Origin of the sequence: Aeromonas encheleia, assembly GCF_900637545.1 — a bacterium.
GTDB lineage: Bacteria > Pseudomonadota > Gammaproteobacteria > Enterobacterales > Aeromonadaceae > Aeromonas > Aeromonas encheleia.
Genome location: NZ_LR134376.1, coordinates 4,127,604 through 4,139,226, shown reverse-complemented (window position 1 = coordinate 4,139,226; position 11,623 = coordinate 4,127,604). Strand labels below are relative to the sequence as shown.

The 11,623-nt window shown below is 61.6% G+C and carries 14 protein-coding genes; 3 read left to right on the top strand and 11 right to left on the bottom strand.

All coding sequences use genetic code 11. The annotated features are described in order from the left end of the window. Nucleotides 1–88: 88 nt before the first annotated feature. The 11 genes from dagF to EL255_RS19190 form a co-directional block, all read right to left on the bottom strand. Nucleotides 89–829, bottom strand: a complete 741-nt coding sequence (gene dagF / locus EL255_RS19245; RefSeq protein WP_042653287.1) for a 2-dehydro-3-deoxy-phosphogluconate aldolase — start codon at nt 827–829, stop codon at nt 89–91. After that, complete coding sequence (locus tag EL255_RS19240) at nt 829–1,944, bottom strand: DgaE family pyridoxal phosphate-dependent ammonia lyase (RefSeq protein WP_042653286.1); 1,116 nt, start codon at nt 1,942–1,944, stop codon at nt 829–831. Before EL255_RS19240 ends, dagF begins: the two co-directional genes overlap by 1 nt. Continuing rightward, nucleotides 1,928–3,067 carry an amidohydrolase/deacetylase family metallohydrolase gene (locus EL255_RS19235; RefSeq protein WP_042653285.1) on the bottom strand — a complete coding sequence of 380 codons (1,140 nt, stop codon included), beginning with the start codon at nt 3,065–3,067 and terminating at the stop codon, nt 1,928–1,930. Before EL255_RS19235 ends, EL255_RS19240 begins: the two co-directional genes overlap by 17 nt. Nucleotides 3,068–3,109: 42 nt before the next feature. Next, on the bottom strand, nt 3,110–3,760 hold the full coding sequence (locus EL255_RS19230) for a DUF4310 family protein (protein ID WP_042653284.1): 651 nt from the start codon (nt 3,758–3,760) through the stop codon (nt 3,110–3,112). Between the two features lie 11 nt (nt 3,761–3,771). Further along, nucleotides 3,772–4,548: a DUF4311 domain-containing protein gene (locus tag EL255_RS19225; RefSeq protein WP_042653283.1), complete on the bottom strand. Its 777-nt coding sequence runs from the start codon at nt 4,546–4,548 to the stop codon at nt 3,772–3,774. 39 nt (nt 4,549–4,587) lie between these two features. Continuing rightward, nucleotides 4,588–4,884, bottom strand: coding sequence for a DUF4312 family protein (locus EL255_RS19220; RefSeq protein ID WP_033132301.1), 297 nt, complete (start codon nt 4,882–4,884; stop codon nt 4,588–4,590). Beyond that, nucleotides 4,884–5,249 (bottom strand): SFCGS family glycine-rich protein, encoded by a 366-nt coding sequence (locus EL255_RS19215; protein ID WP_042653282.1) that lies wholly within the window; start codon nt 5,247–5,249, stop codon nt 4,884–4,886. Before EL255_RS19215 ends, EL255_RS19220 begins: the two co-directional genes overlap by 1 nt. Further along, nucleotides 5,250–5,627, bottom strand: a complete 378-nt coding sequence (locus tag EL255_RS19210; RefSeq protein ID WP_042653281.1) for a PRD domain-containing protein — start codon at nt 5,625–5,627, stop codon at nt 5,250–5,252. Nucleotides 5,628–5,958: 331 nt separating this feature from the next. Next, entirely contained in the window at nt 5,959–7,080 is a 1,122-nt protein-coding gene (degS, locus tag EL255_RS19200; protein ID WP_042653280.1) for an outer membrane-stress sensor serine endopeptidase DegS, read from the bottom strand. A gap of 89 nt (nt 7,081–7,169) precedes the next feature. Continuing rightward, nucleotides 7,170–8,528, bottom strand: a complete 1,359-nt coding sequence (locus EL255_RS19195; RefSeq protein WP_042653279.1) for a Do family serine endopeptidase — start codon at nt 8,526–8,528, stop codon at nt 7,170–7,172. 81 nt (nt 8,529–8,609) lie between these two features. Then, on the bottom strand, nt 8,610–8,990 hold the full coding sequence (locus EL255_RS19190) for a Z-ring associated ZapG family protein (RefSeq protein ID WP_042653278.1): 381 nt from the start codon (nt 8,988–8,990) through the stop codon (nt 8,610–8,612). A gap of 140 nt (nt 8,991–9,130) precedes the next feature. On the opposite strand from EL255_RS19190, the gene zapE reads away from it, so the two are divergent. The 3 genes from zapE (at nt 9,131) to rpsI (ending at nt 11,328) form a co-directional block, all read left to right on the top strand. After that, a complete protein-coding gene (gene zapE, locus EL255_RS19185) occupies nt 9,131–10,225 on the top strand; it encodes a cell division protein ZapE (protein ID WP_042653277.1) in 1,095 nt (364 codons plus the stop codon). A gap of 266 nt (nt 10,226–10,491) precedes the next feature. Then, nucleotides 10,492–10,920 carry a 50S ribosomal protein L13 gene (gene rplM, locus EL255_RS19180; protein WP_042653276.1) on the top strand — a complete coding sequence of 143 codons (429 nt, stop codon included), beginning with the start codon at nt 10,492–10,494 and terminating at the stop codon, nt 10,918–10,920. A gap of 15 nt (nt 10,921–10,935) precedes the next feature. After that, the gene (rpsI, locus tag EL255_RS19175; protein WP_042653275.1) at nt 10,936–11,328 is read left to right on the top strand and encodes a 30S ribosomal protein S9; all 393 of its coding nucleotides are present in this window, start codon (nt 10,936–10,938) and stop codon (nt 11,326–11,328) included. Nucleotides 11,329–11,623: the final 295 nt, after the last annotated feature.

The following is an 11,623-nucleotide window of genomic DNA, read 5'->3' as shown; positions in this document are numbered from 1 at the left end:
ACTCCTGTCGCGGGATGAGGATCGATGTTAACAAGCGGGACATGCACAAGCCAGGCACCGGCCGGGAAGTGGGCCGGTGCCAGTCATATCACGCCAGCAGTCGCTTCATCATGGCGAGCAGGGTGCGCACATCCTCGGGGCGGGTCTGGCCGCTCTCGCCGTCGATGATGGAACTGTAGACGTGGGGGATCACCTTCTCGACCCCGGCCGCCAGCGCGATGCGGACGATTTCCTCGAAGTTGTCGAGATCGATGCCGCCGGTAGGCTCCAGCCAGAAACCGTGGCGGGCACAGGCCTCGGCCACCACCTGGTACTCGTCACGGCAGGCGAGGCCGCCCATGGGGAAGAACTTGACCGAGCTGCCCCCCATGTCCTTGAGCAGGGCGATGGCGGTATCGATGGGGACTATGCCATCGGCCTGGCCGGCGCTCAGCGGGCCGGTGGAGATCTTCACCATACCGGGGGTGCCGGTGGGGGAGATGAGGCCATTGACCAGGGTGTGAGGCTGACCGAGCAGCGCCCGGCTGGCACCGACCCCGGTGAACACCTGGTTGACGTGCTGGGGCTGCAGCTGGCGGGCCAGCTCGGCCACCATGGCGGACTGGCGGGGATCGCCTGCGCCCAGGCCGATGGAGAGGGCGTTGTCGATAAGCTTCGCGTACTCACCCATGTCGGCGACGGCGGAGGGCACATCCGGGTAGTTCTTGGAGAGCACGCCGACCAGCACGTGGCCCTCGGCGGCCTCATAGATATCGACGGCATTTTGCTTGGAGCCGGCCAGCACGTTGAGGCAGACACGGTCAAGGTAGTAGTTGGGAGTAAGGGACATCAGCGGGTCTCCTGGGTTAACTGGGCGATGGCGGCATGGATCTGGTCGAGCTGGGCCGGGCTGACGCTGCGCACGTCGATCTCGATGTGGCCCTCGTTGGCCTTGTAGCCGCGGCAGTAGATGGCCGGATTGCCCTGTTGCAGGCGATCCACCAGCTGCAGGGTGGTGATGCCGAGCCGGGCATGGTCGAAGGCGATGTCGGTGCGGGCGATGTCGCGCCCGGCACTGTCCCACACCACCTGGGCCCTGACGCCGGGCAACTGGTTGAGGCGCTCGATGAAGGGGGTCATCTTGGCCACCATGGCGGCGCCACTCTCCTTCTCCTTGACCAGATAGCGCTCGATGGCGTGGGTCAGGCCGAGGATCCCCTCCTTGCCTACCTTCATGGCGCGGCCTATGCCGTTGGCCTGCTGCTTGACCCACTCCACATACTGGCGTTTGCCGAGCACCAGGCCGCTGGTGGGCCCCTCGATGGCCTTGGCGCCGCTGTAGATGACCAGATCCGCCCCCTGGTTGTAGTAGAGCTGCAAGTCTTCTTCCGCGGCCGCATCGACGATGAGCGGCAGCTGGTGGGCCCTGGCCACCTCGGCGGCCTGGGCCACCGACAGAATGCTCTTCTGCACGCAGTGGTGAGACTTGATGTAGAGGATGGCGGCGGTATTGGGGTTGATGGCGGCGGCCAGCTGGGCGGGGGAGCATTCGTTGGCATAGCCTGCCTCCACCACCTTGCCGCCCCCCAGGTTGACCATGGTGCCCACCGGGGCGCCGAAGTTCACGTTGTGGCCCTTGGGCAGCACTATCTCGCTCGGCACCCCGTGGGCATGGGCGTGCAGCTGCTCCAGCCGGTAGGCATCGCCGCGCACTATGACGGCAGCCACCGACTGGGCGATGCCGGCACTGGCGCAGGAGACCACCACCGCATCCTCCACGCCGAGCAGGCCGGCGAGGTAGGCGCCGGTCTTGTTGACCAGATCCTTCACCTCGAAGTAGTGGCCTAGGCCGAAGTTGACCGCGTCGACCACCTCCTGCTCCGGGGTGGAGACGCCGAGGAGGGTCATGCGCCCGGAGGCGTTGATCACCGGTTTGAGCTGATATTTCTCATACACAGAAGGCATGGTGGGATTTTCCATATTGAGTGAGAACCAGGTCACCGCCCACCAGGGCGGCGAGGGGAAGCAGTTGCAGATCGCCGTGGCGGGATTGCGCCTCGGTATCCATAAACAGGGCCGGGCCGCTGGCCAGTTCGAACAGGGTCAGATCGGCATCGGCCCCCAGCTCGAGCCGACCCTTGCCAGGGAGGCGCAGCGCCTCGGCGGCCTGACTGGTGACGCAGGCGAGCACCTGCTCCAGCGTCATGCCGATGGCGAGAAACTTGGACATCACGTGGGCCAGGCTGTACACGGGCCCCTTGATGCGGTTCTTGCAGTAGATATCCGAGCTGATGGTGTGGGGCAGGATCCCCTGACGGATGGCGGCCTCCGCCACCTCGAAGCTGAAGCTGGCGCCACCGTGGCCGATGTCGAGCCGCAGACCCCGTTGCATCGCCTCGCGCACCGCGACCCGCAGCTCGCCGGCCGGGGTCAGGATACGGTTCGGCTTGCCGTTGAAGCAGTGGGTCAGCAGATCCCCCTGGCCGAGCAGGGCGACGATCTCGTCCAGCTCGGGCGGGGTGTTGCCCACATGCACCATCAGCGGCAACTGGCCGTGGGCCTGTTGCAGCGCCTTGGCCATGCGCAGCGGCTGCAGACCGTTCTCGCCCACTACGCTGCCGCTCATGCGGGCCTTGAGGCCGACGATGAACCGCGGGTGGCGGGCGATGGCGGCAGATGCCAGCCCGACATCCAGATCCCGGCTGTCGGCCAGCTCGTTCTGGCGCAGCAGGCCGATGCGGGAGATGTTGAGCAGGGCGTGCACCCGGGTCTTGCAACCGGCCGCCAGTCGCTGGAACGCGTCCACGTCGTCGGCGCCCGTGCTGCCGGCATCGATGACGGTGGTGACGCCGGACTCTACGCCGACCTTGTCAGGTTCATCCTGATAGATGGGGGAGGCGGGATAGCAGTGGGTGTGGCCGTCGATCCAGCCCGCGCTCACCCCGACCGCACCGGCCAGAGTGAGGGTTTGCTTCGCCTCGGCCGTCGCTGGCAGCTGGCCGAGGGCCGCAATCTTGCCATCCTGAATGGCGATGTCGATGAGCTCGCCGTTTCCCTGGCGCCCCGCTCTGATGATCATGTCATACATGCTGATGACCTCTGAAATGCCGCCCCCAAGGACGGCCTGTGCTTAGACCAGGGCGATCGGGAAGAAGGTCCCGAGCAGCATGGCACCCAGGATGGCGCCGCCGGTGATGGGCTTGCCCCACACGTAGAACAGCAGCGCACCCAGCAGGGAGCCCAGCCCGATGGGGATGGAGGCGCCCATGGCTGAGAGGATGATCAGGGGGCCGAGGAAGCGACCCGAGCTGTTGCCCGCACCCATCATCACATCCGCCCCGTAGGTGGAGTTGCTCTGGTTGATGGTGAATTTGCGCGCCAGGATGATGATGCCGCCGATGGCGACCCCGATGGCCATCCCGGTCACCAGCGAGGCACCGAAGTTCTCTATCGGGTAGACGATGCCGGCTCCCAGCAACAGGGCGGGGACGCCCAGTCCGACCCCGGTCTGAATGGCGCCGCCGATATCCAGGATCCCCACCAGGGAGCCCTCGATGATGCGGGCGAACAGGAAGCTGGCGCCGAAGGCCGCGACCGCGCCATAGGCACCGGTGTCTATCCCGGCTTTCAGCATGGAGACGAAGGCCACCTCGTTGAAGGCCCCGACTCCATACAGGTAGAACATGTGGGTCCCGGCGAAGACGCCGGCCGAGAGTAGGCCGACGAAGATGGGGAAGGACCAGTCGGCATACCAGAAGTTGTTTCTCAGTTTCTCATCCATGTGGTGGCCCCTTATTTGCCGCTAAGCAGGTTATGGACGTTCTCCAGCCACAGGGGAATGCCCATGTGGAAGGATTCAATCAGTTTCATATCGAAGCCGCGGAAGAATCCGCTCAGCACGAACAGCAGCACTATGGCGCCCATCATCACGCGAGTGACATGGTTCCAGCCGCTCTCTTCCACCCCTTTGCCGATCAGGATGCCGAGCACCAGACCCGGCACGGCGTTGCCCATGATGAGCTGCGCCAGACCGCCGAAGATGGTGGCCCAGAAGCCGGACTTCTTGCCCGCCTCGATGGCGGCCAGCCAGAAGATCACCGGCATGACGGTGTTGACCAGCAGGTTGGCGGCCGGCACCAGTACCTTGACGGCGGTGACCTGCAGGGCCTCGGGAACCGCGGCGGCGGTGCTGTTGAGGAAGGCGACCACGATGGCACCTATGATGCCGCTGGCGATGGCCATCTTCTTGGGATCGTGCAGAGTGGTGGCGAGATCCCGGTTCTTGACCAGCAGCGCGGCCGTGGCCCAGTGCGGGATGATGCGGTGATCCACGTCCTGAGTGAAGGCGCCGGCCGCCACAGTAGAGGCCCAGGCGTTGAAGAAGAAGCCGAGGCCGAAGGAGAAGTGGGAGGCGGGATCCCCTTCGCAGGAGTTGAGCTCACCCAGGGTGCGGAAGGCGCCCATACCCTGCACGGTCGGGGCGTGGAACATCCGCGCCGCGCCGGCTCCCACCCCGACGCCCACCAGGCCGCCGATGATCAATGATTTGAAAAGAATGATTAGAAACATCCAACATGTCCTTTTTGTGGGGTTGTGCCCGTCGAGGCATCACACCAGGGTGAACGTCACCTTGTCGGCGTCCAGGCTGCTGACCTTGACCGTGATCTCCAGCTGGACGCGGAACTCGCGGCGCTGGCGCGGCAGGAAGAAGAACAGGAACTTCTCCACCCGGACCGATTCCTCGGCCTTGAGCACCCGTACCTCGACCGGCTCGATCCGCAGCATCACCCGCGGGTTGTCCTTGAGCAGGCTGTGCTGCACCTGGCTGAGGGCGGAAGCGAACGCCTGCTGGCGGGTCGTCCCCTTGCCGTTGACGATGACCTGGGTGGTGAAGTCCTCTTTCATCAGGCGCGACCGTGTTTCTTGGCGAAGGCTTCGACCAGCTTCTGGCCCAGCTCTTCCTTGTCCATGAAGCCGAAGCCGAGCACCACGCAGCCGTCATTGATGGCGGTGACGCCCTCCTCGACGGAGCGCATGCCGTAGCGGCATTTGTAGCCGTACTTGGTCTGGGCGGTGATGGCGCCGGCGCCGCCGCTGCCGCAGAAGGAGATGCCGAGATCCGCCTGCTCCTTGTTCATCACATCACCGAGCTTCATGTCCGCGGCCATGCCGGGGATGACGGTCACGCTGGCGCCGGCGGCTTCCGCCCCTGCGCCCACTTTCTGACCCTTGCCGAGACGATCTCCAATCACGAGTTTGATGGCTGACATTTAGATATCTCCTGTGGTTACTGGTCGAGCAGCTGAGCTGAGTTCATTTTCTTTGGCAACTTCGAAATGGACGGACAAGAGGTGCGCCTCTTCATGGGCCAGCCTGTCCAGCCAGGCGACAACCTGTTCGGCCAGTCGCAGGGAAAGGGGGGAGATCTCCTCGAACAGGCTGAGGTCGACCTCCGGCAGGGATTCACCGCTATGAGAGCGCCACACCATGGCTTTGACGTGGGAGGCGAGCATCTGCTTCTGCACCTCGTTGGGGATGATGCCCTGCTCGCCGAGCAGGCTGTGGATGCGGGCCAGGACCAGCTCGGTCTTGCGCAGCAGCGGCGGGCTGTCCGGGGTCAGGGCGGTGTCATGGGTGTCGGTAGTCAATGTCTGCTCTCCAAGGCTGGCAGAAGGAATAGCCTTACTCTAAGCCCGGGGGGAAATGCAGAGGAGGCAGTGTTTTTCCGATTCGAAATGGAAATCCCAGGCCGGAACTCCTCGAAAGGGACCCTTTCCGTGTGCCAGGGGAGCAAAGGGGGGCTATCGGAGCCGACTCTATGTGATCGGGCCCGCACTTTCGCGGCGGTGACCAGGGTGGGATCGTTGGCGGAAACTGTGAGTCATCTCACGGAGTGGGGGAGAACTCATGCGGGGGAACCAGGGAGGGAGGAATGACAAGGGGCTCCAATGGCGCCCCTTGTGGTGGTCGGGTCTCGCCTCAGCTGGCGGAGGCGGCGCTGGTACTCGGCAGGTTCTGGTAGCGCACGTCTTCCTCGATGACGACCTCGACGTCCAGCGGCTTGCCGTTGCGGATCACCGAGATGCGGAGCTTGGTGCCGGGGCGGCTCTCGACGATCCTGTCCATCACGGCCCGCACGCCGCTGATGGCTTCCCCGTTGATCTTGAGCAGCACGTCACCCCGCTTGAGCCCTGCCTTGGTGGCGGGACCGTTGGGATCCAGGCTCTCCACCACCAGGCCCTGCAGATCGCCGAGGTTCATCATGCGCGCGACTATGGGGTTGATCTCGACGCTGGAGACGCCGAGGTAGCCACGAATGACCCGGCCGTTGGCGATCAGCTCGTCCATGATGCGCTTGGCCAGCTTGTAGGGGATGGCGAAGCTGATGCCGTAGCTCTCCTGATTGCCGTTGAGGTGGTAGGCGGCGGTGTTGATGCCCACCAGGTCGCCACGGCCGTTGACCAGGGCGCCGCCCGAGTTGCCCTCGTTGATGGCGGCATCGGTCTGCAGCAGATCCTGCCGGCCATTGCTGTCCGGTCCCATGCTGGAGAGGCCGATCCGGCCGGTGGCGCTGATGATGCCCTGAGTGATGGTTTGGCCGACGTTGTAGGGATTGCCGATGGCGAGCACCACGTCCCCCACATCCGGCAGCCGCTCCGGATCCTGCGGGATGACCGGCAGGTTATCGGATTCGATGTAGAGCACCGCCAGATCGGTCAGCTTGTCGGTGCCGATCAGCTCGGCGCTGAATACCCGGCCATCTTGCAGCGCGACTATGATCTGGTCCGCATCGGCGATGACGTGGTAGTTGGTCAGCACGTGGCCGCGCTGGTTCATGATGACGCCTGAGCCCAGCCCCTGTGGCCTGAGTTCGGCCTTCTCGCCACGATTGCCGGCGAAGCTGCGGGTGTAGATGTTGACGACGGCAGGGCCGGCGCGATGGGCGGCGTAGGAGAAGCTCAGCTCGCGGGCATTGGTGATGAGGCCCGGCAGGGGGGCACCACCTCGAAAATTGGGAAACAGCAGCAACAGGAGCGCCGCGACGGTGAGGCCGAAGCCGACGGACTTGCCCAAGTAACTGATCAAAGGTGGGATTTTCATGTCATTCTCGTCCGTACATGCTGCGCGCAGAGAATAACACTATCGGTGGATAAAAATCACCCGCGGCGGTTGCCGCGGGTGTGAGGGACTTAACGGATCACCAAATAGAGCGAGGAGTCGCCGCGTTGAATGTTCAGCGCCAGCACGTCCGGCTTGTTCTTCAACACCTTGGTCAGCTCGCCCAGCGAGTTGATACGCAGGCGGTTGACCCCGATGATGATGTCGCCCTTCTGCAGACCGGAGGCGGCGGCAGGGGAGCGCGGATCGATATCGGAGACAGCCACGCCGGTGACCGGCTCTGTGGTGGTGCTGAGCTTGGCGCCTTCCAGTGCCGGGTGCAGGGCGCTGGCGAGGATCTCGCTGTCATCGGCCTTCTTCAGGGTGACCTTGACGCTCTGCTCCTTGCCATCACGGATCAGGCCAAGGGCAACCTGCTTGTCGGCCCCCATGGTCGCAATCTTGGCACGCAGCTCACCGAACGAGCGGATAGGCTTGCCATCGATGCTGATGATGATGTCCCCGGCCTTGATGCCGGCCTTGTCGGCGGCGGAGTCAGGCATGACCTGGTTGACGAAGGCGCCGTCCTTCTTGTTGTAACCGAAGGTCTTGGCGATTTCGTTGGTCAGCTCGGTGCCGGTGATCCCCAACTGGCCACGGCGCACTTCGCCGTACTTGACGATCTGATCGGACAGATCGCGCACCATGTTGGACGGAATGGCAAAGCCGATGCCGATGTTGCCGCCGTTCGGCCCCAGGATGGCGGTGTTGATGCCGATCAGCTCACCGCGCAGGTTGAGCAGGGCGCCGCCCGAGTTGCCGGAGTTGATGGCCGCATCGGTCTGGATGAAGTTCTCCAGGTTCTCGATGTTGAGGCCGCTGCGGCCCAGGGCACTGACGATGCCCGAGGTGACTGTCTGGCCCAGGCCGAACGGGTTGCCGATGGCCAGCGCATAGTCACCGACCCGCAGCTCGTCGGAGTCGGCGAACTTGATCTGCACCAGATCCTCGGCCTTGATTTGCAGCAGCGCGATATCGGACTGCTTGTCTTCGCCAATCTTCTTGGCGGCGTATTCACGGCCGTCCTTCAGATTGACCTTGATCTCGTCCGCATCGTGAACCACGTGGGCGTTGGTGATCACATAGCCCTTCTTGGCATCGATGATGACGCCTGAGCCCAGCGCCTGGAAGGGCTGCTCGCTCACCTGCTCGTCAGGCATGTTGGGGCCGAAGAAGAAACGGAATTGTTCCGGCAGACGCTGGCGCGTGATCTTCTTGCCAGAGACGGAGATGTTGACCACGGCAGGGGTCACCTGCTCGAGCACGGGGGCCAGGCTCGGCATTTCCTGAGTGTTCGACAGCAAGGGCAGGGCAGCCTGCGCTGGCGCCGCAGACAGGGCGATACCGACACTGAGGGCTAAGACACTGAACACAGAAAGAGATTTACGCATATGAGAAACAGCTCCCAGAAAAAGTTGCATGGCAATCGTCAAGGTCTGACCACGATAAGGCGTAATTAGTTCCACTAGGGACTAGCTGGGTTGTTTGAGCAGACCGGAGGCGCCGGCATAGTCGCGCGGCGGCAGGCCCGGCTCCTCGTTGCTGGAGGCATCGCTGCCCTCTTCGATCTGGGACTCACGGAACAGCGGCTCCTGGACCTTGGCCAGGAACTTGCTCTGCTCGGCCATGTGGCGATAGAGGGTCTGGTATTGCTCGGCCAGCTGCTCCATCAGGGCGGCGCTGTCGGCAAAGTGGGTCGTGATCTGGCCCTGATAGCTTTCCAGTTCCTTATGGGCCTTTTTCAGCTCCTGTTCCAGGCGCCCGGCATCCCGGCTGCGGACCGTGAAACGACCGACCAGAACGCCGATGATCAGAGCGGCTACCGCCAGCAGGATCCCGTTTAACAGAGTCATAGAAGCTCCTTGTTACAGCTAAATCGATGAGTGTTGAGACGGCCAGATTGACCGCTATGCCTCGTTGGCACTATACCGTGCCCCCCGAGAGCGTGATACCATTTTGTCCTTCATTCAGGGACTTGGAGGCGGTTTACAGGATGACCCCGCAGCAAAAATATCAGCAGGATTTGCAGCGCCCCGGCTTTTTGGCCGACCCGGCTCAGGCGATGGCCGTGAGCCACCTGGAGCGACTCTATCAGGATTTGTGCGCCAGCCCGACTCCGACCAGATCCCGCGGCCTGTTGGGATGGCTGCAAAAACCCAAGCCACCGACTCCCGTCCTGGGACTCTATATGTGGGGCGGAGTGGGCCGAGGCAAGACCTGGCTGATGGATACTTTCTTCGAGAGCCTGCCGGGTGAGCGTAAACTGCGCATCCACTTCCACCGTTTCATGCACCGGATCCACGCCGAACTGAAGGGCTTGACCGGCCAGGCCGACCCCCTCCTGCTCATCGCCAGCAAGCTGGCCGGCGAGACGGATGTCATCTGCTTCGACGAGTTCTTTGTCTCCGACATCACCGACGCCATGCTGCTGGGCACCCTGTTCCAGGCGCTGTTCGGCCACGGGGTGGTGCTGGTGGCAACCTCCAACATCCCGCCGCAGGAGCTTTATCGCAATGGCCTGCAACGCGCCCGTTTTTTACCCGCCATCGCGCTCATCGAGCGTCATTGCGAGGTACTTAACGTGGACGGTGGCGTCGACTATCGCCTGCGCACGCTGGAGCAGGCGGAGATTTATCACTTCCCGCTGGATCAGCAGGCCAAATGTAACCTCGATCGCTATTTTGGGCAGTTGAGCGGTCAGGCACAGGTCAGTGCGGCCATGCTGGAGGTCAATCATCGCCAGCTGAGCACGCTGGGGATGGGGGAAGGGGTGCTTTATATGGAGTTCGAGCAACTTTGCTGTACCCCCCGCTCACAGGGGGACTACATCGAACTGGCCAGGGAGTTTCATACCGTGCTGCTGGCCAATGTCCAACCCATGGGCACCGGCACGGATGACGCGGCCCGCCGCTTCATCGCCATGGTGGACGAGTTCTATGAGCGGCACGTCAAACTCATACTGTCGGCGGCGGTGCCCATGTCAGCACTCTACGGGGATGGCCTGCTGAATTTCGAATTCAAGCGTTGTCTTTCGCGGCTTCAGGAAATGCAATCGCACGAATACCTTGCAAGAGTGCACCTTCCTTAGTCACAATACCGCGCCTGCCAGTCGGATGGGCATCTGCGGCAGGTAGGGCCGGGCGACATTTGCTAGCTTCATGGCAGTGAAATTAGCAGGTGATATTTAAGGCAACTTCACTTATAATCGCCCGGCCCACGTTACAGCTGTCGATAAGACAGCAACACTTTAAGCTTTACTTGTATTCGAAGGGGTACAGGTAGGCCATCGTTTGTTGTTTGTGGGAGAGCCCCCATAAGCAATTGGGTCTGTAACAGGTAATTGGGTTTAACTTAATGAAAACTTTCGTTGCCAAGCCAGAAACCGTAAAACGTGACTGGTACATTGTGGACGCAGAAGGTAAAACTCTGGGTCGTATCGCAACCGAGATCGCTGCTCGTCTGCGTGGTAAGCACAAAGCTGAGTACACTCCGCACGTTGACACCGGTGATTACATCATCGTTGTAAACGCTGAGAAGGTACACGTTACCGGTAAGAAATTTACCGATAAAATCTACCATTCTCACTCCGGTTTCCCGGGTGGTATCAAGTCAATCAGCTTCGACAAGCTGATTCAGCGTAAACCGGAAATGGTTATCGAAGCTGCCGTCAAAGGTATGCTGCCGAAGGGCCCGCTGGGCCGTGCCATGTTCCGTAAACTGAAAGTTTACGCAGGCGCCGAGCACGCTCATGCTGCTCAGCAACCTCAAGTACTGGATATCTAATCGGGAACTGGCAACATGGCAGAAAATCAATACTACGGTACCGGCCGTCGCAAAAGCTCCACTGCTCGCGTCTTTATGAAAGCGGGTAGCGGCAAAATCATCATCAACCAGCGCTCCCTGGAGCAGTACTTCGGTCGTCCGACTGCCCGCATGGTAGTTCGTCAGCCGCTGGAACTGGTTGAAATGACTGAGAAACTGGATCTGTACATCACCGTTAACGGTGGCGGCATCTCCGGTCAAGCTGGTGCGATCCGCCACGGTATCACTCGTGCTCTGATGCAGTACGATGAGACCCTGCGCGGCGAACTGCGTAAAGCAGGCTTTGTTACTCGTGATGCCCGTAAGGTTGAGCGTAAGAAAGTCGGTCTGCACAAAGCTCGTAAGCGTCCGCAGTACTCCAAGCGTTAATTCGCTTTTGGTACGCACTCTCACGAGTGTCAAAAAAGCCTGGCAACTGCCAGGCTTTTTTTATTGGTAATATTCCCTACGCCAATGCTAACCACAGGTCACAAAAGACAAATATTTGTGTATTTATTGTTTTCACCCATCGCTTCTCTTTCTTGTCAAATTGTTATCTTTTCTTTAAAATTTCCATGGTCTTTCTGTGTCAATTGCCATACGGCTTCCGTTGCAGTTGTCATCGGGAGAGAGGGGAACGGGGACACTATAAGAATGAGCAGAGTCCACATGGGAGAGTTTTTGG